This is a genomic window from Sulfurimonas autotrophica DSM 16294 (assembly GCF_000147355.1).
GTDB lineage: Bacteria > Campylobacterota > Campylobacteria > Campylobacterales > Sulfurimonadaceae > Sulfurimonas > Sulfurimonas autotrophica.
The window spans coordinates 1,530,459-1,555,752 of the sequence record NC_014506.1 but is presented as its reverse complement, the minus strand read 5'-3'; the positions used below and the strand labels follow the sequence as shown (position 1 = coordinate 1,555,752).

The window sequence follows — 25,294 nt, the reverse complement described above, 5'->3', positions numbered from 1 at the left end:
GATTGTATGAAATGAGAATATTGGTAGTGCGTACAGATAAGTTGGGTGATTTTATAACAGCACTGCCTGCCATGTATGTCCTCAAAAAACATAATCCTCAAAATAGAATCATAGCACTTGTAGCACCGCTGAACAAGGCATTAGCGCTTACATGTAACTTTATTGATGAGGTCATAGTCGATGAACTAGATGACTCTGTTTATACACTTTCTCGTAAGATAAAAGAGGCAGATATAGATGCCTCTGCGACGCTCTTTTCAAATACCAGAGTAGCAGTTGCGCAGTTTTTGGCAGGCATTAAAACGAGAATTGCCCCTGCAACAAAAATTGCGCAGATCTTTTACAACAAACGGGTCAAACAAAGACGCTCTGAAGTGAAAATGGCAGAATTTGAATATAATCTAGCTCTTACAAAAGAACTTTTCCCAGATATAGACCTAAACTATGAAAAACCGCTTTTGCAATTTGATAATGCAAAAGAAGTATATAAAGAGTTTTGTAAAAAACATAATATTACAAAAGAGGTTATTGCTTTTCATGTAGGATTTGGCGGTTCTTCCGATGCAAATTGGAACTTGAATGAGTATGAAGAGTTGATCCGTGAGGTGTTACATGTAAACAAATACCAGATCGTGCTGACGTTCGGACCGGATGAAAAAGATTTAAAACAGGAGATGCAAAAACGTCTGCAGGATACAGGTGCTGTTTTTTATCTCTCAAATGACGGCATAGTGAATTTTGCTAAGCTTATCAGTAATTTTAAGCTCTTTGTTTCTACATCGACAGGCACGTATCACTTAGCTTCTTTGGTCGGTACGCCAACGCTGACATTTTTTGGGGATTCTAACTTTGCAAGTGCCGCGCGTTGGAAAAGTGTAGGCGATGAAAAACTGCAACAACACTATATGCTGCCGCAGGATGAAGCAAAGCGAAAAAAGATTTTTGAGACAGTGAAACAAGAGCTTACTACTTTGTAAGCTCTTTATTGAGCTCATAAAGTTTGATGTATTTGTAAAAATTCGTCACCATATGTGAGTAGGCAATAACTAACCCGACATAACCGTCACGAAATCCCTGCTTGAAAAAGTATGTTTTTATAAATGAATAAGCTCCGTTGAAAAATGCCTTTGCAGGCGAAGAATTCTTTTTACCGGCATTGTTTTTGGCAAAAAGTGTCGAGTAGGTATTTGCTTTATTGACAAACTGCTCTATGCTTTGATAGCTGTAATGCAGCATATTTCCAACTAAAAGCTCAGTTTTAAGCCCCTTCGTAATAATATCTTCATGGACATCATTGTCATTGTAGTGTGTGATTTTTTTATTATAAAGTCTTTTAATCTTTTGATTGTTCCAACCGCAGTGTTTAACTTCGATGTCTTTATAAAAGGCTCTGAAATTAAGAATATATACTGTATTTTCATCCAGTTTTTTTGTCTGAAGTGTTTCTAAGAGCTGTGCATCAACAACTTCATCGCTATCAACAATTAAAATCCAGTCATGCTTGGCATAACTCGCTGCTTTGTTCTTAGTCCAGCCAAAACCTTTAAATTCGCCTTGTATGAGATTCACATTTGGAAACTCTTTAGCGATCTCCATTGTCTTGTCAGTTGAGCCATTGTCATATACTATGACATCATCAAATTCACGCAAGGCTTCAAGGGTGTTTTTGATGGTCGCTTCATTGTTTTTTGCTAAAACAACGGCTGAAATATTTTGTATGCTCATCTGTTTCCCACTATGTTTTTTATAAAAGTTTTGAAGATGAATCGCAACATATTTTTGAGACTGAAAATTTCATCAGGTGAGCGTAAAAAGTCGCCGTCTATACGATATATGACACCGTTTACGCCTCTGAAATCTTTGTTGACTCCATTACCGATTCTAAAAGAGTATTTATAATATTTCATAGTCTCATCAAGCACTTTTTGATTGTACTTTCCAAATGGATACACAAAACTTTCAACTTTCGTACCAAGCTTTTGTTCTATCAACTCTTTTGACTTGAGGAGTTCTTTTTCTAAGTCTACATCATTCTCAAGCAGATTTTTGTGTGAATAAGAGTGTGAAACAACCTGCACAAAGCTGCTTTGACTCATCTCTTGAAGCTCTTTATAGGTGCAGAACGTTGCATTTTTATACTCTTTGAATAAATCATTATGTTCAAATCCAAGTCTTAGAGCATCATCTTTGTCTGTATCATCAAGTATATATTTTGGAGTGACGGCTAAAAGCGCTTTGAGATTGTATTTTTTTAAAAGAGGGTAGATAAATTTGTAAAAATCATAATATCCGTCATCAAAAACGAGACATATTGGCTTTTTAGGAAGTTCGTCAAGCGTAGGAAAGAGAGTAGTGAAATTTTTACTGATGTATGCTAAATGCTGTTCAAAAATTTCCAAATCATTGCTGCATCTATCACTGCCGACATGATGGTACATCATACTAATCAACAACTTCTATTCCTTTGAGTCTTTTTTTCATATTTATTTTTCTTTTTAAAGCATGTGAATATTTGAGTGCTATATTTATACATTTTTGTTTATCTTCATGGATAAGTTCTGCATACTCTTTGACAATGGTTGTCAAGTCTTCATCAAGCAGCCAAAGTTTTGCAAAGTTTTTCAGTCTCTCATCCAAAGAAAGCTCTTTGAATTTCATTCTGTTGATATCTACAATTTTAAAAGTGTAATCAGTTTCATCTCTTTTGATGAGAATATTTCCCGGAGAGTAATCATTATGATAAATTTTATGTTCATGTAACTCATATGTAAATTTTGCAAATTCACGAAAGATATTTTTTCTATCGACTAAGTCTTTGTTGACAATAGGTTCTTTAATTGTAAAATCATAATCAAATTTTTTCGCTACAAAATAACTGTCTGCTAAAAGCCCTTGTGTAAAAAATTCGATATATCCGATAGGCGTAGGCGTAAACTTGCCTATTTTTACGGAGTTGTCATAAGATTTTTTGGCTTTTGTATCTCGAAAGTAAGTATAAAATAATCTTCTTATTATATTAGGAACTTTAAATGATTTAACAACAGTTTCAACATCATTATAAGAGATTATTTTTAATTCATTGCGTGCTTTGTGGATGGAGTTTTGATTTTGATTAAAATATTTTCGTATATTGAGTAAAAAATCTTTGAACGTTTTTTCATAAATAGGATTTATTTTGTATTTCATATATCTCTCATAAATAATCTTGTATAATAAGTCATATATTATACATAAAAAGGCATTAGCTTGAAGTTAAACTTTAGAAGAGGCAGCGCGTTTGCATCTCAAAAAGCACGAGAATATTTAAAAGATAAAAATCCTCAGGATATAACAAATATAACAGTCATCCGCCATGCAGCTATCGGGGACTTTATGAATATACGTCCTTTTTTGATTGAATTACGCGAATTTTTTCCAAATGCCAAAGTGACTTTAAGTGTTTTAAAGCATTATATGTACGGCATACCTTATGATTTAATAGATGAGGTACATGTAATGAGCAGATATAAAGAAGATAATTCCAAGACTGGTTTTTTTACCAGAGTAAAAGAGGCAAAAACACTGCCCCCTCAAGATATAATCTTTGACTTGACGGACAGTACTATAAGTTTATTTTTAGTAGCTCTTTCAAAATCAAAATTAAAAGTCGGATATCCGTATAGAGCATTAAGAAGAACTTTTTTTGATGTAGCGACATTAAGAAGTGATTTTGTCGTTGAAGCTGTCTCTGTTTTGCATATGCTCAATATTTTAGGAGCAAAAACAAGAACAAATTTAGAGTATGGGTTGAATGAAAAATACCCAAAAAGAGAGGAAAAACGCATTATATATTTTGCCGGAGCCTCTACGGAAAATAAATGCTGGGAAAAAGATAAATTTAGACAACTGATAGAAAAAATGTCCCAAGAATATAAAAATTATGAGCATGTTATTTTGCAGGGTATCGGAGAAAATGAAAAGTTCTTAGAAATTTATGAACCGTTGGCTCCTATAAAGAATGTTGCTTTGCAAGAGACAATGAGTATAGAAGATGTCATGCAGTTTTTGTCCGATAGCAGGTGTTTAGTCTCTAATGATACAGGTATCAGGAATATTGGAATTGCCTTGCAAACGCCTACTGTGGGGATATTTTTTCAGATTCCGCCTTTTAGGTACTGGCCAAGAGAAGCAAAACATGATTGCGTTTTCAATATAGAATACAGCTCTCCTACTGTTGATGATGTGTATGCTTCTACAAAAAAATTAGTCGATAATTTATATGAAAAATAAAAATATATTAGAACTCTGTTTGGCACACGGTTTAGGCGGTTTGGAGTTGTTCGTAGCGAGTTGTTATGAAAACTTTTCTTCTAAGGCTACATGTAAAGTAGTTGTCGCACCGGGGACAAAACTTGATAATTACCTTGAAAATATTGATAAGTTTCATATACAAAGAAATAAACTTTTTCCTTTTATACCGGCATTGCAACTGGCAAAATATATAGATGAAAATGATATAGATATAGTTCATTTTCACTGGACAAGAGATATTATAACTGCTGTGTTAGCAAAAGTTTTGAGTAAGAAAAAACCAAAACTGGTGCAAAGCAGACATATGAGAATGACAAGATTTAAAGATGATTTTTATCATAAATGGCTGTACAAAAATATAGATATGATGCATGCTGTGACATTACAGGTAAAAGAGCAGCTTGAAAAGTTTATTCCCTCAGAGATACGACCAAAAATTGGGATGGTGTATCTTGGTGTAAAAGCTTCAAAAATAGATGAAGTAAAAGTGGCTGAGTTGAAAAAACAATACAATTTGAAAGATGAATTTATTGTCGGTATAGTAGGCAGAATAGAAGAAGGAAAAGGGCAATATAAGGTTATAGAAGCTTTATACGCTTTAAAAGATTTAGATATAAAAGTGCTCATTGTAGGTTCAGCAATGGATGAAGAATATCTTAAGACATTACAAGACAAAGTTTCTGATTTGGGCTTAAAAGATAAAGTGATTTTTACCGGTTTTACCAAAGATGTAGATGAATATATGCAATGTTTTGATGTCAACATACTAGCAACAGAAAATGAAACCTTTGGACTTGTTGTAGTTGAAGCGATGGTAAATAGAGTTCCGATGATTGCCACAAATAAAGGAGGTCCTCTTGAAATTATCGAAGATGGTGCTGATGGATTGCTATTTGACGGAAGTATAAATGATTTGGCAGAGAAAATAGAACTGCTTTATAAAAATAAAGATTTGAAAGAGAGTATTTCAAAAGCCGGTTATTTAAAAGCTAGAGAAAAATTTGACTGGGATAAGCAGCTTGATAAACTTTATAAGGCAATGATATGAAAAAATTTACATTGATGCAGAAGTTTAGGAATAAAATAAGAGTGAAAGGTAACGTAGACCTAAACATATCTTCAAGTGCCAAAATTGCTAATTGCGATATATCTATAAATGGAAAAAACAATAAATTAGTTATTCACGATGGAGTTACAATAAGATATACACAAATAGAAATTTTAGGTGATAATTGCTCTATCTATATTGGGAAAAATTGTATTGTAGGTCATGGTTGTTATCTCTCAGCAAAGGAAAGTAAACGTTTACTAATAAAAGATGAATGCATGTTGTCTAGAAATGTTAAAATTATGACATCTGACGGGCATTATATATATCAAAATAATGACATTATTAATCATGGACTTGATATAACTATTGAGCATAATGTATGGTTAGCAGATAATGTCACCATTTTAAAAGGTGTAAATGTTGGCGAAAATTCTGTCATTGCTATTAATTCTACAGTAACTAAAAATGTTCCTGCTGCTGTTATAGTTGCAGGAAACCCTGCAAAAGTTGTTAAAGAAGATATAGCATGGCGATAAAAACTAAGTATAGTTTTTCATAAAAGAAGAAGAGGAGTAATATTATTTTAAAAAAATATACTAAAGATGATATGCAAGATATCAAAAAAATTGCTGTAATTATGTTTGGATTATTTGGAGATGTACTTATAAGGACACCTATACTTAAAGCTTTAAAAGAGATATACCCTGATGCTAAAATAACGGCTATCGTAGACCCTGTGGGAGTTTACCTTTTAGAAGATAATGTCTATGTTGATGATCTCATTATAATTAATAGATCTATTAATAAATTGCAAAAAAAAATAAAGGAAATGCAAGCTACTTTTGAAATTAGAAAGCAACAATTTGATTTGATAGTAAATTTATATAATGGTGGCTCTTCGCCTTGGATGGTTTTATTTTCAAATGCAAAATATAAATTAGGTTTTTGTCAACAAAAAAGAAAATATATTTATAATGTAAATAATGATTGTCTAAAAGATAGATTGAAAGATGAGCAGTCGTTATATTCATATATGATTTCTATTATTGAACCATTGAGTTCAAAAAAACACTCTTTACGACCTGTTTTTTTTACGACAAAAGTTAATGATTTAAAAATGAAAGAATATTTAAAAGAATTCAATGTAGATGTAGAAAATGTATATTTGCTAAATCTTGGAGCCAGCAAAGAAGAAAAATTATTAGATATGAATAAATATCTTGAATTAGTAAAATATATCTATAAAACATATAACTTTATTCCAGCTATTATTTTAAATCCTACTCAGGAATATCTTCAAGAAAAATTTATTGAAGACTTTTTAAAATTGAGTAAATTACCATATATTAAACTAGATTCTTTATCAATAAGTGAAATTGCTTCATTAATAAAATTAACAAAATTTATTATTACTCCAGATACAGGAATAATGCATTTATCAATGGCAATGAATACATATATTTATGCGATATTTACATATACGCATCCAATTTTTGTTGATCCAAATGATGATAAATTTATCTCTGTTTATGACAAATTTAATGATGGTAAGCTGTATCAGCAGCAGAATATTTCAAGTACAATATTAGAAAAAAATATAAAGTTATTATTTTCTAAGCTTTAATCTATACGTTTATTTATATATTTGCACTCTGCATTTTAGAAAGTTTGGTAATTAGTAATATTATGTTTTTTTAAGAATAACAAAAATTTGCGCTAGTGCATTGTTATGACTTTGATCTATAGGAAGTCTGAAAATGTGTGATAAATAGTTAGACATACGGTTTCTAATTCCGAATATTTTAAAAATTGATGAAAATTTTCTTATTATATTTGTACATTTATAAGCATTTTTTCTTGTATAAATACTATGATGTAATAAATTTCTTTGATAGTCATTATCTTGTAGTTCTATTTTTATTAATTGACTATTTGGTAAGGCACTAACTAAGTCTAAAATATTAAAAGACCTATTTGACCAACTTTGATTTTTAGATATTGTAAAAGTAGACTTGTGATCATCATTAAATAAACTCGGGAAATATCCTTGCTCATATAAGTCTTCATCAGGAACTGTAAATATCCGATGTGGAATGTCCCCTATAAACTAGACAGTTATCAACCCAATAAGAAACAAATATAATTAGAAGATGTCTATACTTTTCGACATATCTTAAGGTAATTTCAGCATTGCCGTGCCAAAGAATCGAGAGAAGACTAAAACCGATTAAAAGGGCAATGGTAACGCTTAGAAGATTTTCTTTATATAAGGCAAGTTTCTCTTTCCAGTTCCCTTCTAAAATCCAAAGAATGATTACCAAAATCTCAAAAAAATTCGTTGTGGCTTTTGATATAGGAAAACTAAAAGCATAAGCGATAAGTGCATAGTTTATATATTTTGAGTAATCTGTTTGTTTTATCATACTCTCAGTTGTTTTCTGTAAGTTTACTCAAATAAGATTAAAAACGCTATAATTATATAAAATATTTTAAGATAGTAGGTGGCTTGTGCAAAATAAGAATCCTTTTATTTCCATAGTTGTTCCTTGTTATAATGAAGAAGATGTTATAGATATATTTTTAGAAAAAATATTCATTGTGTTAAAAGAACTTGACAGGTCGTATGAAATTGTTTTTGTCAATGACGGAAGTCGAGATAAAACTTTGGAAATTTTAAAGCAAAAAGCGAAAGAGTATGATGAGGTTCGTGTCATAAGTCTTTCACGCAACTTTGGAAAAGAGGCGGCGCTCAGTGCAGGGCTTGATATGGCAGACGGGGAGGTTGTTGTTCCTATAGACGTTGATTTGCAAGACCCTCCCGAGCTTATTTTAGATTTTGTAAAAAAATATGAAGAGGGGTATGATGTTGTTGTGGGCAAGCGGGTTGACAGAACAACTGACTCTTTTGCAAAACGTATAAGTGCCGAGTTTTTTTACAAGATTCATAATAAAATTTCAGATATAGAAATACCGCACAATGTCGGTGATTACAGGCTGATGTCCAGACGTGTTGTAGATGAGCTGAAACAATTGCCTGAAAGCCAGCGTTTTATGAAAGGGCTTTTTGCATGGCTTGGGTTTAAAACGGCTGTTGTTGAGTATAAAAGAGACTCACGGGCAGCGGGAGAGACAAGTTTTAATGGCTGGAAATTATGGAATTTCGCACTTGATGGAATTACAAGCTTTTCTACTGCTCCGCTGCGTGTGTGGTTCTATATTGGCTTGGTTATCGCATTTATTTCTTTTATTTACGGTTCTTGGATTATTTTAAAAACACTTATTTTCGGTGTGGACTCTCCAGGGTATGCTTCTATGATTACGGTCGTACTTTTTTTAGGCGGTATTCAATTAATGGGCATAGGCATTCTCGGCGAATACATCGGACGTATCTATATAGAATCAAAAAACAGACCTGTTTACATCATTGAAGATGAATATTAAAAGCCATATTCTCCAGCTGGCAAAATATGGTTTTTTTGGAGTGATCGCAACACTTGTGCACCTTTTTAGTGCATGGGCTATTATATACTTTTTTGCTGCTTCTGTTTTTGTATCAAATACATTAGCATTTTTTACGGCTTTTATATTTTCATATATTTTTCAGACGCTTTATGTTTTTAGCACAAGTTTTCATTTTAAAAAGTTTATCAAATTCTTTTTGGTGCAGTATGGGACGTTTCTTTTCTCTTATCTGCTTTCCGATATTTTTCCCATTCAAAACGGTTATTTACATACGCTTCTTATTGTTGCTATAATGCCGCTAATAACTTTTGTCATTCATAAATTTTGGACATTTAAATAGGAGTATTTTTGCATTTAGAAAAAAAATTCATAGTTCTTCAGATTTTGCTTTTGAGTTTGGGGCTTTTACTCTCACTTTTTTATGCACAGCATCAAATCCTCACAGGTGATCAGACGCAGATGCTCTACAAAGGCTATATGGGTGCATACAAACATATATGGATAAATTACGGCAATGCGGCAAGTGCCGTGGGAAATGTTCCGGGTAGTATGATTTCGTATGTTGTGGCACTGCCTGTAATGCTTTATGATTCACCGATGTCGCCAATGCTGTTTTTGATATTTTTGCATCTTGGGTCATATTTTTTTTTAGATAATGTTTTAAAAGATATCTATAAAACAGATGTCCGTCTGATATTTTTGGTACTTTACTGGCTCAACCCCTGGTTTTTATTTGAAAATATTTTGTATAACCCGTCCTATCTTTTTTTCTTCTCGGCCCTGCATATTTGGAGTGCTTACAAACAGCGTGAAAAAAGCTCCTTTGTCTACTCCCTGTTACATGTAACGGCCATAGGTCTGGCGCTGCAGTTTCACTACTCATGGATTATACTCTCACTTATTTCACTCTATCTGCTGTATAGAAAAATGGTAAAAGTGAACTGGTACGGCGTGTTTTTCGGGGCTCTTATTGTGGGGATTTCTTTGATTCCCTATTTGCAGGCTGTCATGCAAAACAGTGCAATAGCACATCATTCAGACGATACGGGTAGATATATCGGCTGGGGCGGAGTACATGTATATCCTGTGCTGAAATCTTTTATTTACTGGCTGCGATACGGCTCTTTTTTCTTTCCCAACAAATTGATTACGAGTGCGCATTTTGATTGGCTGGGTGCTTCTCATGGTGTGCAGATGATATTTGTTTACGTATATAAGGCAATAGTCTTTTCTATTGGTGTTGTGAGTATATATTTTTCCTATAAAGCGAATATGTATTTTTATACTTTAGTCAAAGGAAAACTTTTTACCAGAAATGCACTAATTGAAACAAAACAGGAGTGGCTGCTTTTGTATGTTTTTGGAGCTTTAATCGGGGTATTTATCAGCTCAATTTTATCACCGATAATTTTTAGCTACTGGCACTTAATCATTGTGTTTCCTTTTGCGCTTATGCCTGTGGTTATTTATCTCAAAGATTATGCACAGGCATATATGCCAAAATTATTGATTGGGATAGTGCTTTATTTTGTATTTATAAATATAATGGGAGCGATAGACAGTCGAAAATATTCAATTAACACTGATTATATACAAGATACGAAAACTTATATAAAAAAGGAAGTTATAAGTAATTAGTCTAGGTTACAGAAAAAAATTTAGTTTTTTTCTAAGTCACGCTTTAGCGTTTGAAAACCTAGGTTCCGATAAAGTTAACTTTGACTTGTTATACAATTGATAGTGATTTTTGCCACATCTTGCGGCAAGAGAGTTTCCATATCAACAGTTTTGTTTTGCTCTCCCAAAGCGCCGTAAACTTCCATATTTGTTTTGTTGAAAAGTGCCAAGACTTTGGCACCTGAGGCAGCTGCCAGGTGCATAGGTCCTGTGTCTGCACTGACATATAAATCACAAGTTTTAAAAAATGCTCCAAGAACTCTAAGGTTTTTATTGGAATATTCTAACACCTTTTCATTGAGTTTTTGGGGAATATCTGGTGAAAGTATATCTACTATAATTGTGTTAGGGTTGATTTTTAAAAGTTCGTCTATCCATTGGCTCCACCATACATCACTTATTTTTTTATCAAAACGGGCATTTCTAAAAATGGCTATGACTTTTTTATCAGCAGATATATTGTTTACATGTAACAGAGTTTGCAAATCATTCTTGGCTTCATTTATTTCATCTTGAGTGAGCTTAATATCTAAGTTTGGTTTTTGCTGCGGCACTTCTATATTGAAAAATCGTAAAAATTCCAGCGGTTCCAGCCCCATATGTATATGAGTAGGTCGTCCGCGTTCTTGGATATGTGTGAAATCTGCCCAGAGTTTATCACTTGAAAAACTGGCCTTGTATTTTGCTTTGACAAGTGCCGTGACAATCTGGGCACTGGTAGAACCGCCCGAAATATTTAAGGCAACATCATACTTTTTTGCCCTTGTTTTGTGAATGTATGCAAACATTTCAAGCGGATGTAAAAGCAGTTTTCTTGGAATATCTATGACTTTATCGACATTTGGCATAGGCTCGAGGATTTTACCGGCAAGCTTCATGCCTACAATGATGTCTATTTTGGCATTTGGAATATTTTTTTGCAGTTCATTAATAAGCGGCGTTAAAAAGATCAAGTTTCCTATGCGGTAATTGGGTCTTATGATAAGAATGTTTTTGATTTCATTGACATCTATATATTTTTGATGTGCAGACTTACGTGTAAAAAAAGAAAGTACACCGTTTATGAGACTTGAGAGTTTTTTTCTCACTATTACATGTAAAGGATATTTCATAGGAATCTTTGTTGTTTTTATGAAATTATAGCAAAATAGCCTAAGTCACGCTTGAGTCTTAAGAAACCTTGATAAATTTTTCGGAACCCAGACTTCAGTCTGAGCTGAATTGTTTGTAAGCCTAAAGGCAAGGTTAAAACCTTGCTTGAGAATAAACTTTAAATAAATTAACATATATATAGAATATATAGTGTAAAATGTCACAATAATTTAATGGAGCACATTTGAAAGAGATTGTTAAAAGATTTTGGCCTTACATCAAAGAGTATAAATTATACTATATGCTTGTCATTTTTGGCGGTATTTTGATTCTTATATCAACTGTGGCAACAGCGCAGATTATGAAGCCGATGATGGATGATATGTTCATTGACAAAAAGAAAGAGATGCTCTATATCATTCCTCTTGGTTTAATTGCTATTTATGTGACTAAGGCATTTGGTAAGTACATACAGACTGTTTTTATGGAGTATATCGGGCAGAGTATCGTTACTCGTTTTCGTGAAATTCTTTTAGACAAAATGATAAATCTTGATATGGCATTTTTATATACAAATAGAAGCGGAGAACTGATTTCGCGTGTAACAAATGACATCAGCCGTATACAGTTTTTTGTCTCAAACATGCTGCCTGATATGTTTCGGGATCTACTGACAGTTATTGCGTTGGTCGGATATATTGTTTATTTAAACCCGCTTTTGTCTTTTTATACACTTATCGTCGTCCCTTTGATTATCTATCCTCTGATGCTTATTGCAAAGAAACTAAAAAAATATTCACACCGTTCACAAAGTAAAAATGCCGATTTGGTTTCACGCCTTACAGAGGTTTTTAACAACAGCGAAATTATTAAGGCAAATGCAACGGAAAAATTTGAAATCTCACGCTTCAGCGTAGAAAATTGGAACTTTTTTAAGATTAATATGAAAGCGATTTATGTAGGCGCACTCGTATCGCCGATTATGGAAATTATCGCTGTTATGGGGCTGGCGGCTGTTGTGTATGTCGGCGGTAAAGAGGTGTTTGATGACAAAATGACCGTTGGAGAGTTTACTGCCTTTATAACTGCTGTGGGACTTGTGTTTGAGCCTATACGAAAACTTGGCGGAACCTATTCAAAAATTCAAGATGCTCTTGCGGCAAGTGAGCGTGTTTTTGAAGTGATAGACAGAGAAAATGCTATAAAAGACGGTCCAAAAGAGCTGCAGGAAGACATAAAAAGCATAGAGTATAAAAATGTGGTGCTTAAATATGAAAATACCAATATTTTAGACGGCATAAATCTTGCAATTCATCAAGGCGAGCATATTGCTCTTGTGGGTGACAGCGGCGGCGGAAAATCTACTTTTATGAATATGCTTTTACGTTTTTATGACCCCGACAGCGGAGAGATTTTAATCAACGGCAGCAACATCAAAAAGTTTACGCAAAAATCGCTTAAGCATCATATAGCACTTGTTTCACAGCGTATTTATATTTTTCAAGATACGTTGGCGGCAAATGTTGCTTATGGTGAAGATACTATAGATGAAGATAAAGTCATAGAGGCACTGAAACTGGCTGATGCTTATGATTTTGTTATGAACCTCGAAGATGGAATTCATACCATGATGAGCGAAGCGGGAGCCAATCTTTCAGGCGGGCAGAGACAGCGCATCGCTATAGCCAGAGCCATTTACAAGCATGCTTCACTGCTTCTTTTTGATGAAGCAACATCAGCGCTTGATAATGAGAGTGAAAAACGTATACAAAAAGCACTTGATGCCTACACAAAAGATAAAATCACAATCACAATCGCGCACAGACTCTCTACAATTGAGGATGCCGATAAAATATTGGTACTGCAAAAAGGGGCCATAGTGGCAAGCGGTACACATACAGAGCTTTTAGAGTGTTCGGGAGTTTATCAAAGATTGGCTGGAGAGCTAAAATTATAAAGAAGTAAGATAAAGTTGTCTTGTTTTTCGGAACCTGGGTTTTAACCTAGGCTATACGTCTTTAAAGCCTAAAGGTAAGGTTAAAACCTTGCTTCCGAAGAGAAAGTAAGGTTAAAGAAAAAAATTTAGTTTTTTAAGTCACGCTTTAGCGTTTGAAAACCTAGGTTCCGAAGAGCAGGCAAGATTACAGAAAAAATTTAGGCTTTTTGGCGTTTTTTTATTATAAGTTTATTATTTTATCCATTCTTCAACACTTTTTAGAGATAATCCAAAGAAATATTTAGCATTAGGAACAAATTACATGGCATTAGATTTCGCAAAATTTACAAAATACTCAAAACCGGGACCTCGTTATACGTCTTACCCGACAGCATTGGAGTTTAATGATGCATTCGGATATGATGAATATGTGAAAAAATTAGAAACACAAGACTCTTCACGTCCTTTGAGCCTCTATTTTCACCTGCCATTTTGTAAAAATGCCTGTTATTTTTGCGGATGTAATGTTGTATTTACTTCTAAAGAAGATAAAATGATTCGTTATATGGATTATTTAAAACGTGAGCTTAAAATTCTGTCTAAGCATTTGGATATGAACCGTGAAGTGATTCAAATGCACTTTGGCGGGGGAACACCTACATTTTTTTCCGCTGCCCAGTTAGATGAAATTATAAGTGAAATTAAATCATATTTTCCAAATTTTGTGCCGGATGCCGAAATTTCTTGTGAAATTGACCCGCGTCACATCAATGAAGACCAAATGAAAGTCATGAGCGAGCATGGATTTAACCGTGTAAGTTTCGGTTTGCAGGATTTTAATGAAAAAGTGCAGATTGCTGTGCATCGGGTTCAGCCTTATAACATTACAAAAGATGCTATGGATTTGGCACGAAAATACAATATGCATTCGGTCAATGTTGATTTAATTTACGGGCTGCCTTTTCAAACACTTGATACCTTTAAAGAGACGCTTTCTTTGGCGCTTACTTTAAACCCGGACAGATTTGCGGTATTTAATTATGCCCATGTGCCTTGGTTGAAAAAGACAATGAGAAAGATTGATGAGACAACACTGCCTCGTCCTGATGAAAAGCTCCAAATTATGCAATATACAATTGATTTTTTAACAGAGAATGGTTATAAAATGATCGGTATGGATCACTTTGCAAAATCTGAAGATGAACTTTTTAAAGCCATAGACAAGGGTGAGCTGCACAGAAACTTCCAAGGCTATACAACAAAAGGCGGTGCAGATTTAATAGGTGTGGGACTCACTTCAATCGGTGAAGGCGTTGATTATTATGCACAGAATTTTAAAGATATGCCATCGTATGAAGAAGCGATAGATGCCGGAAAACTTCCATTTGAACGTGGCGTTGCATTAAGTGAAGATGATCAGATACGCCAGCATGTCATTATGGAACTGATGAGTAACTTTAAACTCGACATCAAACGCTTTGAAGCTATATATGGACTGGAATTTAAAAAATATTTTGAAGATGCTATTTTGGACTTAAAACCTTTTGTGGAAGAAGAGTTGATAATCATGAATGATGAGTGCATAGCATGTTCACAAACGGGAACACTGCTGATTAGAAATATAGCGATGCCTTTTGATGCCTATATGAAACGCCATGCAAGCAGCGATAAAACATTTTCAAAGACGGTGTAAGAATGAGTAAAAGAGTAGAAGATATTTTCAGTTTTGATGCAATAGCTGATGATTGTATAAAGTGTGGGAAGTGTATTCCTGTATGTACAATTCATAATGTCAATGCTGATGAGGTTACTTCTCCACGTGGATTTATAGACCTTTTAGGGGCTTATAAACGTGGGAATCTGGAACTTGACAAGACGGCAAAAGGTATTTTTGAGTCATGTTTTTTATGTACTGCCTGTGTGGAAGTGTGCCCAAAATCACTGCCGACAGATATGATAATAGAGCAGGTGCGCAGTGATATAGCACAAAAATTCGGCATCGCCTGGTATAAAAAAGCATTTTTTCTGTTGCTTCGCCACAGATGGCTCAATGATATTGCTTTTAAGCTCGGTTATACCTTCCAAACCTGCGGGTTTAAGATAAAAAGCGATATAGATTCAATGACATCGCGTTTTAATCTGCCAATGATAAAATCAGACAGATTGATGCCGAGTTTGACAAAAACATCCTTTTTAAATTCTCATCCTGAAAATATCAATAACGGTGGGAAGAGAAAAGTAGCTGTATTTATAGGCTGTCTTGGAAATTACAACTATAAAAATGTCGGAGATTCTCTGCTAGAGATACTTAAAGCACTTGAAATTGATGCATTTTTGGCAAAAAGTCAAAAGTGCTGTTCTGCTCCTGCCTATTTTACAGGAGATTTTGATACGGTTGATTACAATGCCAAGTTCAATATCGAATATTTTGAAAAATTTGCTGATGATGTTGAGGCTATTATAGTGCCTGAGGCTACATGCAGCGCAATGCTTAAAATTGATTATGAACACTACTTCCATGACCAGCCGGAATGGAAAGCCCGTGCAAAAGCTGTGATGAGCAAAGTTTTTATGGCAACAGAGTGGCTGCAGCACCATACTCATTTGGAACATCTGCTCGCATCAAAGAAAAAGGCTTCTCCTATTGTTACTTACCATGACCCATGTCATGCAAAAAAAATGCAGGGAATTCATGAAGAACCGAGAAATCTCATTCGTCAAAATTATAAAATTGTTGAGATGAGCGACCCTAATTTATGCTGTGGATTCGGTGGTGTTACTATGCAGACGGAAAAATACCACTTTGCCAAAGCAGCCGGTGTGCCTAAAGCTGCCATGATTAAAGAAACAAAAGCGGAGATTGTCAGTGCAGAGTGTAGTGCCTGCCGTATGCAAATAAACAACTCTATGCACAATGCAGGCGTTGAGACTGTCTTTAAAAATCCGATTGAACTTATAGCAGAAGCACTCAAGAGTTAATATGCATCATTTTGTATGGAATATTGACCCTGTTTTAATTTCATTTGGACCACTTCAGGTACATTGGTACGGGCTTTTATTTGCAGCGGCAATACTTTCAGGCTTAGAGTTTATGAAATGGGTGTATCGTCTGGAAAATAAAGACGAAAGCACAATTGAGCCGCTCTTTTTATATGCCATTATCGGTATTGTTGTCGGTGCAAGACTCGGGCACTGCCTTTTTTACGACCCTGATTATTATTTGGCGCATCCTATGAGAATTTTTGCAGTGTGGGAAGGCGGACTTGCTTCACATGGCGGCGGTTTGGGTGTGCTTCTTGCTCTGTACCTTGGATGTAAAAAATATAAAATAGATTTTTTATGGCTTGTTGACCGTCTTGTTGTTCCCACGGCACTTTTTGGCTTTTTTGTTCGTATGGGAAATTTTATGAACTCTGAAATTATTGGTAAGCCGAGTGATTTGCCTTGGGCTGTTGTCTTTTCGAGAGTGGATTCACTGCCGAGACATCCTGCACAGCTTTATGAAGCATTTTCTTACCTCGCCATTTTTTTTCTTCTGACATATATATATATAAAAAATTACAAACAGCTTCAAAAAGGCTTCTTATTCGGATTTTTTCTTGTTTTAGTATTTAGTGCAAGGTTTTTGATTGAATTTGTAAAAGTAAAGCAGGCAGACTATTCACTTGGTATTGGCCTCAGTACGGGGCAGCTCCTGAGCATTCCGTTTTTACTTGTGGGCATTGTTTTTATGATTTACAGCTATAAAAAAAGCAAAAATTCACTATCTGTCTAAGTGGTGTTTTTTTCTATCTTCGTGTACTGATAATTTCCATAAATAATTAACCAAAAAGTATCCAATCAGAGAACCGAAAATTGAATAGATGGCAGTTCCAAAATAGAGAGGAACAAAAATATTGTCTAAGTTGTTTGAAAACCACTCCATTGTCATTTGTACTGGTTCAGGTTGTATGCCGAGTAAAAATGAACCGGTCAAATACTCCATATAGTACATCGGCGGCATAGTAAAGGGATTACTCAGCCAGCACATAGCAAGTGCTACAGGGACATTAAACTTTACAAAGGGAACAAAAAGTAAAACTGCTGCCATCTGCATAGGCATAGGAATAAAGGCAATAAAGAGCCCTATTAATACACCGCGGGAAATCATTTTACGATTTGTGGAGAGGTATTCTATGGGAATTTTATACTTTTTTATAAAGTCTCTTAATTTTTTATGTTTGGAAGTCTTTTTGAGTGTTTTTCTTATCATTTTTATACTTATATAGTTTATTTTATTTGTATAAAAATTATATCCATATTTTATTTAATTTCTGCTCTAGGTTTGTCAAAATAATAACCTTGTGACTTATTGACACCTAATTCTACAAGTTTATCTTGTATAGCTTTTGTCTCGACGTATTCACCAATGGTTTTGATGTTCATCTCTTTTGCAAAGGCGACAATTACGGACGTGAGAATTTCAGAACGCTTATCTTCAACAATTGTGCGGATGATACTACCGTCTATTTTTATAAAATCAGCTTGAAGTTTCATAAGGTACTCAAAGTTTGAATACCCGGTTCCAAAATCATCTATAGCAATTTTACAGCCATATTTTTTTACTTCATGTATAAACTTTTCGATTTCATCAAAATCTTCTATACTTTCACTCTCTACAATTTCAAAAATGACTCTATTGCCGATATTATATTCTTCTAACATGTTAAAAATAAAAGATTTTATGTCTTTGTCTAAAATATCTTCAATAGTTAGATTCACAGAAAATTCATAAGTATTGTCTTTAAAGGCATCAAAGCTTTTTTTAACAACAATTTTTGTCAGTTTTTTATAGAGTTTTGCTTTTTTGGCGATTTCTAAGAAATGCCATGGGGTAATTATATTGCCTTGTCTGTCCACTAGTCGTATCAGTGATTCATACTTATTTATTGTATTTGTGCTGTTATCCATAATGGGTTGAAAATACATGACTATTCTATCTTCCAAAATAGCATCTTTTATCTCTTGTATCCATTTTAAATTATTTTCATATTCTTCATTTAAGGAAGCTTCATCACTATAAAAGATGATGTTTTTTGACTCTTTTTTGGCAAGTTTAAGTGCCATATTTGCTGTTGGAAGAAGAAGCTCTGTTTCTTCAAAAGAGACCCCGACTGTAATATTTAAATAAATGTCTTGACCATCAATATGTAAGGGATGTTGGTGTATACCATGAATGAGAAGTTCTACATTATGTTTGATCGCATCATGGTTTGTTTCTTTAGAAAGAAGAACGAATTCATCACCGTTGAGTCTAAAGAATTTGCACTCAGGATTCTTTTTAAGGTTTTCTAATAAAAATTTACTAAACTCAACAAGAACTTTATCTCCAAATTTTTCTCCATAGAGGTCATTGATTTGACTAAAGGTATCTATATTTATTAGTAGCAAGGAGAAATGTTTTTCTTCTTTTTTTGCTTCAATAAGGGCACGTCTGTTTGGAAGTCCCGTTAAAGCATCTGTGTAAAACATCTTTGTTAACTCATCTTGTGTGTATTCCATTAATTCGTTATGCTTGTCTTTAAGTTTTTGTTTTGTAGAAATATCTGTTTTGCGTATAAAATATTTAAGTAGAATATATATGCCACTGAGTGCAGCGGTTATATTGAGGAAAAAGAAAATTTCCTGCGCAAAAGGTGGTATGGTATGGTGATATGTCTTTATAAGAATTGGATCCAGAATTACAGATAAGACGACTAAAGCTATAAAAGCATAAAGCCAGTCGAGCGAATTTTCTTTTTTATCATGTACAAGAGAAGCGACAGGCGCAAAAAATGCCCATATCATAACGTAGCTTCCTTGCGCAAAACCGCCTAATGACCACATGAGAAAAAAAGGAAGAAAGAGAACTAAAAACATTTGTACTTTTTGAACTACTAAAAGATTACCATTTCTTTTATAGCACCAAATGTTTAAAAAAGATACAAGTGCATAAAAAAGAGGAATAGCTGCCGGTATATATTGCCCAAAAATGGCATAAATAAGTGCCCATATAAGGCTAACAGGCCCGATTATCATCGGTACAATAAGAATTGAAGCTTCTTTTAACTCATTTGCACTTACTTCATTGGTATTGGAGTTGAGCAGTTTATGTAAGTAATTTTTATAAGCTTGAATCATTGGGCTACTTTTTCTCTAATTATATCACAAAAATATCACAAATATTGCTTAATCAAGTATTAAATTTTATTATCTAATTTATAAAAAAAATGTGATACAAAAATTATAAAATATGCTAAAATTACATATATGAATTAAGGGAAGAAGATGTCATTTGAAAAGCTGGGAATTTTTAAGCCGTTGCTTGATGCTATAAACGATTTGGGCTATAAAGAGCCAACACTTGTTCAAACAAGAGCTATTCCCTTGGTGCTGGGAAAAAAAGATGTTTTTGCTACAGCTCAAACCGGGACAGGTAAGACGGCTGCTTTTGCATTGCCGATACTGCAAAAAATGCGTAAGCATGTTGAAAGCAAAGGTGTACGTGCCATAATACTTTCTCCTACAAGAGAATTGAGTATACAAATCTATGAGGATATTACTGCGTACTCCAAGTATATGGATATAAAAACAACAATTTTAGTTGGTGGTAAAGATTTACAAAAGCAACGCGAGGCCTTGAAAAAAGGGACGGAGATTGTTATAGCCACACCGGGACGATTACTTGAACATATAGAAAATGGATTAAGCCTTAAAGATGTAGAAGTGTTTGTACTTGATGAGGCCGACAGAATGTTAGATATGGGATTTACCAAAGATATTCGAAAAATTCATCCGCTGCTGCCAAAAAGACATCAAACACTTCTTTTTTCCGCTACATTTAGTGATAAGGTACGAAAACTTTCTAAGCTTATTTTAACGAAGCCTGCATTTATCGAAACAGCGAAGAAAAATACAACAGTTGATACTATTAATCAAGTGGCATATCTTGTAGATACTGTAAGAAAAGCCGAGCTTTTGGCTTACTTGATAGGTTCAAGAAATTTTCCTCAGGTTTTGGTTTTTACCAGAACTAAAGTCAGTGCTGATGCACTGAGCGAAGAGTTGAAAAAAGACGGATTAAAATGCGGCGTGATTCACGGCGACAGAACAAAAGCAAACCGTCTTAAAACGCTTAACCAGTTTAAAGAGGGAAAAATTAGGGTTTTAGTGGCAACAGACATTGCTTCACGCGGGCTAGACATAGAAGAACTGCCGTATGTGATCAACTATGAACTACCGTCAATCCCGGAAGATTATGTGCATCGGGTAGGAAGAACAGGGCGTGCAGGACGTGAGGGTGAAGCGATTTCACTTATAGATATTTATGAAAAGTATGACATAAAAGATATAGAAAAGCTTATAGGTCAAAAAATACCGCAAGAAACTGTTGAAGGTTTTGAACCTGATCCCAATATTCGTAGAAAAGATGTGGATGAAGTCAAACTCAAAGCTGAGCATAAAAAACCTGACAATAAAAAAGTGCGTCAATATAATAAAAATACGACAGGTATGGTTTCAAAGAAAAAGAGAAAAACGACCAAACGGGATGCAAAATAATGAGCAAAGCACAAACAAAATATTTAAAAGATTACAAGAAACCTGCGTATGCAATAAAAACGGTAGATTTAACGTTTGAGTTGTTTGAAGAAGAGACTATTGTAACAAATAGCATGCAGATAACAAAAGCAGATACGAATGAAAAAGATTTAAAGCTTGATGCGGTCAGTTTGGAGCTCTTGGAAGTCTCTTTAAACGGCTTGAAACTACAGGAGAGTCGTTATATTATAGAAGAAGAGAATCTCACTATTATAAATGTTCCGACCGAATTTGAAATAAAAATAAAAAACAAAATATACCCGCAAAATAATACAGAACTCGAAGGCTTGTATAAATCAGGTGATATTTTCTGTACACAAAATGAGCCTGAGGGCTTTAGAAGTATAACGCCTTATCTTGACCGTCCTGATATTATGAGTGTTTTTACAACGACGGTTGTCGCAGACAAGAAAAAATATCCGATTTTGCTTAGTAACGGCAATAAAATAAAGTGTCATGAGAGTTTTGATGAACGCCACGGGGTAACATGGCATGATCCGCACCCGAAACCTTCGTATCTTTTTGCTCTTGTTGCAGGTGATTTAGGCAGTATAAGTGATGAGTTTGTCACAATGAGCGGTAATAAAATCGTTTTAAATATTTACTGTGATTTAGGCAATGAAAACAAGTGCCATCATGCAATGCGTTCACTCAAAGAGGCAATGAAGTGGGATGAAAAAAAATACGGCCGCGAATATGATTTGGAAATTTACAATATTGTGGCGGTAGACAGTTTCAACATGGGAGCTATGGAAAACAAAGGGCTTAATATCTTTAACTCAGCCTATGTTTTGGCAGATATGGATACTGCAACGGATGCAAATTTTATGGGGATTGAGAGTGTAATAGCCCATGAATATTTTCATAACTGGACAGGAAACCGTATTACATGTAGAGACTGGTTCCAATTGACACTCAAAGAGGGACTGACAGTATTTCGTGACCAATGCTTTTCAGCAGATATGAATTCAGCTGAGGTGCAGCGCATAGAAGATGTAAAAGCACTCAGAGAGCGGCAGTTTGTAGAAGATGCTTCCCCAACGCGTCATCCGATTCAGCCGGAGTCTTATATATCTATGAATAATTTTTATACGGCGACTGTGTATGAAAAAGGGGCTGAAGTTATACGCATGGTGCATACGTTTTTGGGTGAGAAAAAGTATGCAAAGGCGACTGATTTGTACTTTGAAACTTTTGACGGACAGGCAGTGACGACAGATGATTTTTTATGGGCAATGAGTAAGGGCGGAGATATTAACCTTGAAGCTTTCAAGACTTGGTACCATCAAAGCGGAACGCCTCGTCTTAAAGTCGAAGAGTCTTTTGCTAACGGAACATATAAACTCTCTTTAACGCAAATAATTCCGGATACACTTGAGGATAGAAAACAAAAGCCTTATTACTATCCATTGAAAATGGGACTGCTTGATGAAGAGGGTAAAGAAGTTTTGGTAAAAACACTCATAGTTTCAAAAGAGCATGAAACATTCGTCTTTGAAAATTTTGAGACGAAACCTGTGCTCTCAATCAATCGGGATTTTTCTGCACCGATTATCATAGAGCAAAAAAAGAGTGAATATGACTTTTTGATGCAATACGATACAAACAGTTTTACGCAGTATGAAGCGACGCAAAACTTTGCATTACAGACGATAAACAAGCTGATATCTTCAGATGAAATTGACAAAGCATTTGTACAGGCTTATGGCTATTTACTGGATTTAGACGTTGATTTATCTTACAAGGCACTGCTTTTGGAATTACCTTCGGTTTCTGCAATTATGCAGCTTCAGGAAAAAATTGATTTTGATGTAATATATACGGCACAAGACAAATTACTCAAAATAATAGCCCAAAAATTCAAAAATAAACTTTTGGATATTTACAAGAAAAATCATTTCCCTGCATCAATGAGCTTAGATGCAGAATATATAGCAAAGCGGGCTATTAAAAACAGAGTGTTGAAAATTCTCTTTGCACTTAAAAGTGATGAGGTCGCACAGCTGGCTCAAAAGCAGTATGAAGAGTCTTTGACAATGACAGACAGAATTGTAGCCTTGGATGTATTGGAGAACTTACATGTAAACTATGCGGAAGTTGCATTACAAGATTTTTATAACAAATATAAAGATGAAACACTTGTTATGAATAAGTATTTTGCTATTCTGGCATCTTCAAGCAGATATGATGTGTTAGAACGTGTTGAAAAACTGCAAAGAGATAAAGTATATGATGAAAAAGTTCCAAATCTTGTGCGCTCTTTAGTCGGCTCATTCGCAAGAAACCATAAATATTTTCATGCTAAAGACGGAAGCGGGTATAAATTTTTGGCCGATAAAATCATAGCGATAGATAAAATTAATCCGCAAATGGCTTCAGGTCTCTGCGGAGCGTTTAAAGTTTGTAATAAAATGAATAATCATAATCAAAATTTGATGAAAAAAGAGCTCTCGCGTGTAATTTCTACACAGGGGCTTTCAAAAAATAGTTTTGAAATTATAGATAAAATATTAAAATAAGCTTAATTTTTATAACTAATAAGTTCTAGAAGGCCTGAAAATAGGCAAGTTGTAAGGGTTTATTTTTTTAACTTATTCTGTTTATAATAAAATATAATAACTACTTGTGATAACATTGTGATATCATTTTGATAAAGTTACTAAGAACTTAAATATAGAGGAAAATTATATGGCAAGATTAGTTGTATTAGGTGGTGGTGTTGCTGGTCATACAACGGCAACATTCGCTGCAAAATGGTTAGGCTCGGAGCATGAGGTTGTAGTTGTTACGCCAAATGCAAAATGGAACTGGATTCCATCAAACATATGGGTTGGTGTCGGTGAAATGACAAAAGAAGATGTGACATTTGATTTGGCGCCTGTTTATGCAAAAGCCGGTATTGATTATCATCAGGCAAAAGCAGTCTCTTTAAATCCAGAAGGTTCTGGATCAAGTGACAAGCCTTTTGTTACTATAGAGTATACAAGCGCTGATAAAGCGGGACAAACTGAAAATATAGAGTATGATTATATTGTTAATGCAACAGGACCGAAATTAAATTTCGGAGCAACTCCAGGGTTAGGCGAAGGCTCAAATTTAGGTGAGCATACAGTTTCTGTTTGTACTGCTGACCATGCTGTGCATGCTTCAGAAAAATTAAATGAAGCAATTGAGAAAATGAAAGGCGGAACTCGTCAAAAATTTTTAATAGGTACAGGTCACGGTATGTGTACATGTCAGGGTGCTGCATTTGAGTATATTTTCAATATAGAACATGAGTTAAAAAAAGCCGGTGTTCGTGATATGGCAGATATGAAATGGATTTCAAATGAATCTTTTTTAGGTGATTTTGGTATGGGTGGACTTCATATGAAAGTTGGCGGATATGTAGTATCTTCAAAACTTTTTGCAGAGTCACTTTTTGCTGAGCGTAGTATTGACTGGTTAATAGGTGCGCATGTGAATAAAGTAGAATCTGGCAAAGTTCATTATGAATTACTTGATGGGAGTATGGGTGAAGAAGAATTTGATTTTTCAATGCTTATACCACCATTTGCTGGTGTAGGACTAAAAGCTTATGACAAAGCAGGTGAAGATATAACAGGCACTGTATTCGCTCCAAACGGTTTTATGAAAGTTGATGCTGATTATACTCCTAAACCTTATGCAGAGTGGAAAGCAAGTGACTGGCCAAGAACATACCAAAATCCTACATATAAAAATATGTTTGCTGCAGGTATTGCTTTTGCACCACCGCATTTTATTTCGAAACCGATGAAATCTCCAAATGGAACACCAATTAATCCTACACCTCCAAGAACAGGTATGCCTTCAGGTATCATCGGTAAAGCAGTTGCACATTCCGTATGTGACTTGATGACAAAAGGTGAAAATGCTCATTTACATGAGGCTTCTATGGCTGAAATGGGTGCTGCTTGTGTTGCAAGTGCTGGTAAAGGTGTCTTTGACGGTACGGCTGCTGCTATGACTGTTTATCCTGTTGTTCCAGATTTTGAGAAGTATCCTGGAACAGGTCGTGATACAGATTATACATTTGGTGAAATTGGTCTTGCGGGACATTGGATTAAACATATTTTACATCACTTGTTTATGTACAAAGCAAAACTTAACCCAGGCTGGACATTAATCCCAGAATAAAAAAAGGAGAC

The 25,294-nt window shown here is 34.6% G+C and carries 22 protein-coding genes; 15 read left to right on the top strand and 7 right to left on the bottom strand.

All coding sequences use genetic code 11. The features are described 5' to 3' along the window. The first annotated feature begins 11 nt into the window (after positions 1-11). Positions 12-977 (top strand): glycosyltransferase family 9 protein, encoded by a 966-nt coding sequence (locus tag SAUT_RS07905; protein ID WP_013327364.1) that lies wholly within the window; start codon positions 12-14, stop codon positions 975-977. Here SAUT_RS07905 and SAUT_RS07900 read toward each other — a convergent pair. The 3 genes from SAUT_RS07900 to SAUT_RS07890 are packed head-to-tail and all read right to left on the bottom strand — an operon-like array spanning position 967 to position 3,186. Beyond that, complete coding sequence (locus SAUT_RS07900; protein WP_013327363.1) at positions 967-1,725, bottom strand: glycosyltransferase family 2 protein; 759 nt, start codon at positions 1,723-1,725, stop codon at positions 967-969. The genes SAUT_RS07905 and SAUT_RS07900 overlap by 11 nt on opposite strands. After that, positions 1,722-2,453, bottom strand: a complete 732-nt coding sequence (locus tag SAUT_RS07895; RefSeq protein WP_245534096.1) for a polysaccharide deacetylase family protein — start codon at positions 2,451-2,453, stop codon at positions 1,722-1,724. Before SAUT_RS07895 ends, SAUT_RS07900 begins: the two co-directional genes overlap by 4 nt. Continuing rightward, complete coding sequence (locus SAUT_RS07890; RefSeq protein WP_013327361.1) at positions 2,443-3,186, bottom strand: hypothetical protein; 744 nt, start codon at positions 3,184-3,186, stop codon at positions 2,443-2,445. Before SAUT_RS07890 ends, SAUT_RS07895 begins: the two co-directional genes overlap by 11 nt. 60 nt (positions 3,187-3,246) lie before the next feature. Between SAUT_RS07890 and SAUT_RS07885 the strand changes: the two genes are divergently transcribed. From SAUT_RS07885 to SAUT_RS07870, 4 genes are all read left to right on the top strand, one after another. After that, the gene (locus SAUT_RS07885) at positions 3,247-4,269 is read left to right on the top strand and encodes a glycosyltransferase family 9 protein (RefSeq protein ID WP_013327360.1); all 1,023 of its coding nucleotides are present in this window, start codon (positions 3,247-3,249) and stop codon (positions 4,267-4,269) included. Then, positions 4,259-5,338 (top strand): glycosyltransferase family 4 protein, encoded by a 1,080-nt coding sequence (locus tag SAUT_RS07880; protein WP_013327359.1) that lies wholly within the window; start codon positions 4,259-4,261, stop codon positions 5,336-5,338. Before SAUT_RS07885 ends, SAUT_RS07880 begins: the two co-directional genes overlap by 11 nt. Beyond that, positions 5,335-5,877, top strand: coding sequence for an acyltransferase (locus tag SAUT_RS07875; protein WP_013327358.1), 543 nt, complete (start codon positions 5,335-5,337; stop codon positions 5,875-5,877). Before SAUT_RS07880 ends, SAUT_RS07875 begins: the two co-directional genes overlap by 4 nt. Positions 5,878-5,948: 71 nt before the next feature. Further along, positions 5,949-6,965, top strand: a complete 1,017-nt coding sequence (locus SAUT_RS07870) for a glycosyltransferase family 9 protein (protein WP_013327357.1) — start codon at positions 5,949-5,951, stop codon at positions 6,963-6,965. 442 nt (positions 6,966-7,407) lie between these two features. Here SAUT_RS07870 and SAUT_RS11380 read toward each other — a convergent pair whose 3' ends face one another. Continuing rightward, positions 7,408-7,764 carry a hypothetical protein gene (locus SAUT_RS11380; RefSeq protein WP_013327356.1) on the bottom strand — a complete coding sequence of 119 codons (357 nt, stop codon included), beginning with the start codon at positions 7,762-7,764 and terminating at the stop codon, positions 7,408-7,410. Between the two features lie 85 nt (positions 7,765-7,849). Here SAUT_RS11380 and SAUT_RS07860 point away from each other — a divergent pair, with 85 nt between their 5' ends. Genes SAUT_RS07860 through SAUT_RS07850 form a run of 3 tightly spaced genes read left to right on the top strand, consistent with a single transcriptional unit; the run spans position 7,850 to position 10,441 of the window. Next, positions 7,850-8,782 carry a glycosyltransferase family 2 protein gene (locus tag SAUT_RS07860; RefSeq protein ID WP_013327355.1) on the top strand — a complete coding sequence of 311 codons (933 nt, stop codon included), beginning with the start codon at positions 7,850-7,852 and terminating at the stop codon, positions 8,780-8,782. Next, positions 8,772-9,143, top strand: a complete 372-nt coding sequence (locus SAUT_RS07855; RefSeq protein WP_013327354.1) for a GtrA family protein — start codon at positions 8,772-8,774, stop codon at positions 9,141-9,143. The genes SAUT_RS07860 and SAUT_RS07855 overlap by 11 nt, the downstream gene beginning before the upstream one ends. Before the next feature lie 8 nt (positions 9,144-9,151). Further along, complete coding sequence (locus SAUT_RS07850) at positions 9,152-10,441, top strand: hypothetical protein (protein ID WP_013327353.1); 1,290 nt, start codon at positions 9,152-9,154, stop codon at positions 10,439-10,441. Positions 10,442-10,515: 74 nt separating this feature from the next. Here the strand turns inward: SAUT_RS07850 and SAUT_RS07845 are convergent, their stop codons facing one another. After that, positions 10,516-11,592 (bottom strand): glycosyltransferase family 9 protein, encoded by a 1,077-nt coding sequence (locus SAUT_RS07845; RefSeq protein ID WP_013327352.1) that lies wholly within the window; start codon positions 11,590-11,592, stop codon positions 10,516-10,518. A gap of 224 nt (positions 11,593-11,816) precedes the next feature. On the opposite strand from SAUT_RS07845, the gene SAUT_RS07840 reads away from it, so the two are divergent. From SAUT_RS07840 to lgt, 4 genes are all read left to right on the top strand, one after another. Further along, a complete protein-coding gene (locus SAUT_RS07840; protein WP_013327351.1) occupies positions 11,817-13,529 on the top strand; it encodes an ABC transporter ATP-binding protein in 1,713 nt (570 codons plus the stop codon). Positions 13,530-13,830: 301 nt separating this feature from the next. Further along, a complete protein-coding gene (hemN, locus tag SAUT_RS07835; protein WP_013327350.1) occupies positions 13,831-15,201 on the top strand; it encodes an oxygen-independent coproporphyrinogen III oxidase in 1,371 nt (456 codons plus the stop codon). A 2-nt stretch (positions 15,202-15,203) separates the two neighbouring features. Beyond that, complete coding sequence (locus tag SAUT_RS07830; RefSeq protein WP_013327349.1) at positions 15,204-16,487, top strand: (Fe-S)-binding protein; 1,284 nt, start codon at positions 15,204-15,206, stop codon at positions 16,485-16,487. A 1-nt stretch (position 16,488) separates the two neighbouring features. Next, positions 16,489-17,283 carry a prolipoprotein diacylglyceryl transferase gene (lgt, locus tag SAUT_RS07825; protein WP_013327348.1) on the top strand — a complete coding sequence of 265 codons (795 nt, stop codon included), beginning with the start codon at positions 16,489-16,491 and terminating at the stop codon, positions 17,281-17,283. On the opposite strand, the gene SAUT_RS07820 is transcribed toward lgt, so the two are convergent. Together SAUT_RS07820 and SAUT_RS07815 are read right to left on the bottom strand one after the other, a co-directional pair. Beyond that, a complete protein-coding gene (locus SAUT_RS07820) occupies positions 17,272-17,760 on the bottom strand; it encodes a DUF2062 domain-containing protein (RefSeq protein WP_013327347.1) in 489 nt (162 codons plus the stop codon). The two genes, lgt and SAUT_RS07820, sit on opposite strands and share 12 nt — an antisense overlap. Positions 17,761-17,810: 50 nt before the next feature. Then, positions 17,811-19,667: a bifunctional diguanylate cyclase/phosphodiesterase gene (locus SAUT_RS07815; RefSeq protein WP_013327346.1), complete on the bottom strand. Its 1,857-nt coding sequence runs from the start codon at positions 19,665-19,667 to the stop codon at positions 17,811-17,813. 147 nt (positions 19,668-19,814) lie between these two features. Between SAUT_RS07815 and SAUT_RS07810 the strand changes: the two genes are divergently transcribed. The 3 genes from SAUT_RS07810 (at position 19,815) to SAUT_RS07800 (ending at position 25,283) form a co-directional block, all read left to right on the top strand. Continuing rightward, entirely contained in the window at positions 19,815-21,086 is a 1,272-nt protein-coding gene (locus SAUT_RS07810) for a DEAD/DEAH box helicase (protein WP_013327345.1), read from the top strand. Continuing rightward, positions 21,086-23,644 (top strand): aminopeptidase N, encoded by a 2,559-nt coding sequence (gene pepN, locus SAUT_RS07805; protein WP_013327344.1) that lies wholly within the window; start codon positions 21,086-21,088, stop codon positions 23,642-23,644. The genes SAUT_RS07810 and pepN overlap by 1 nt, the downstream gene beginning before the upstream one ends. 169 nt (positions 23,645-23,813) lie before the next feature. Continuing rightward, the gene (locus SAUT_RS07800; protein ID WP_013327343.1) at positions 23,814-25,283 is read left to right on the top strand and encodes an NAD(P)/FAD-dependent oxidoreductase; all 1,470 of its coding nucleotides are present in this window, start codon (positions 23,814-23,816) and stop codon (positions 25,281-25,283) included. Positions 25,284-25,294 lie beyond the last annotated feature (11 nt).

Bases quoted from the DNA above. Each gene is read 5' to 3' on its own strand.
- SAUT_RS11380 (WP_013327356.1), bottom strand. From the start codon at position 7,764: ATGATAAAACAAACAGATTACTCAAAATATATAAACTATGCACTTATC.
- SAUT_RS07870 (WP_013327357.1), top strand. From the start codon at position 5,949: ATGCAAGATATCAAAAAAATTGCTGTAATTATGTTTGGATTATTTGGA.
- pepN (WP_013327344.1), top strand. From the start codon at position 21,086: ATGAGCAAAGCACAAACAAAATATTTAAAAGATTACAAGAAACCTGCG.
- SAUT_RS07855 (WP_013327354.1), top strand. From the start codon at position 8,772: ATGAATATTAAAAGCCATATTCTCCAGCTGGCAAAATATGGTTTTTTT.
- SAUT_RS07810 (WP_013327345.1), top strand. From the start codon at position 19,815: ATGTCATTTGAAAAGCTGGGAATTTTTAAGCCGTTGCTTGATGCTATA.
- SAUT_RS07800 (WP_013327343.1), top strand. From the start codon at position 23,814: ATGGCAAGATTAGTTGTATTAGGTGGTGGTGTTGCTGGTCATACAACG.
- SAUT_RS07830 (WP_013327349.1), top strand. From the start codon at position 15,204: ATGAGTAAAAGAGTAGAAGATATTTTCAGTTTTGATGCAATAGCTGAT.
- hemN (WP_013327350.1), top strand. From the start codon at position 13,831: ATGGCATTAGATTTCGCAAAATTTACAAAATACTCAAAACCGGGACCT.
- SAUT_RS07820 (WP_013327347.1), bottom strand. From the start codon at position 17,760: ATGATAAGAAAAACACTCAAAAAGACTTCCAAACATAAAAAATTAAGA.
- SAUT_RS07880 (WP_013327359.1), top strand. From the start codon at position 4,259: ATGAAAAATAAAAATATATTAGAACTCTGTTTGGCACACGGTTTAGGC.
- lgt (WP_013327348.1), top strand. From the start codon at position 16,489: ATGCATCATTTTGTATGGAATATTGACCCTGTTTTAATTTCATTTGGA.
- SAUT_RS07905 (WP_013327364.1), top strand. From the start codon at position 12: ATGAGAATATTGGTAGTGCGTACAGATAAGTTGGGTGATTTTATAACA.
- SAUT_RS07845 (WP_013327352.1), bottom strand. From the start codon at position 11,592: ATGAAATATCCTTTACATGTAATAGTGAGAAAAAAACTCTCAAGTCTC.
- SAUT_RS07900 (WP_013327363.1), bottom strand. From the start codon at position 1,725: ATGAGCATACAAAATATTTCAGCCGTTGTTTTAGCAAAAAACAATGAA.
- SAUT_RS07875 (WP_013327358.1), top strand. From the start codon at position 5,335: ATGAAAAAATTTACATTGATGCAGAAGTTTAGGAATAAAATAAGAGTG.
- SAUT_RS07890 (WP_013327361.1), bottom strand. From the start codon at position 3,186: ATGAAATACAAAATAAATCCTATTTATGAAAAAACGTTCAAAGATTTT.
- SAUT_RS07815 (WP_013327346.1), bottom strand. From the start codon at position 19,667: ATGATTCAAGCTTATAAAAATTACTTACATAAACTGCTCAACTCCAAT.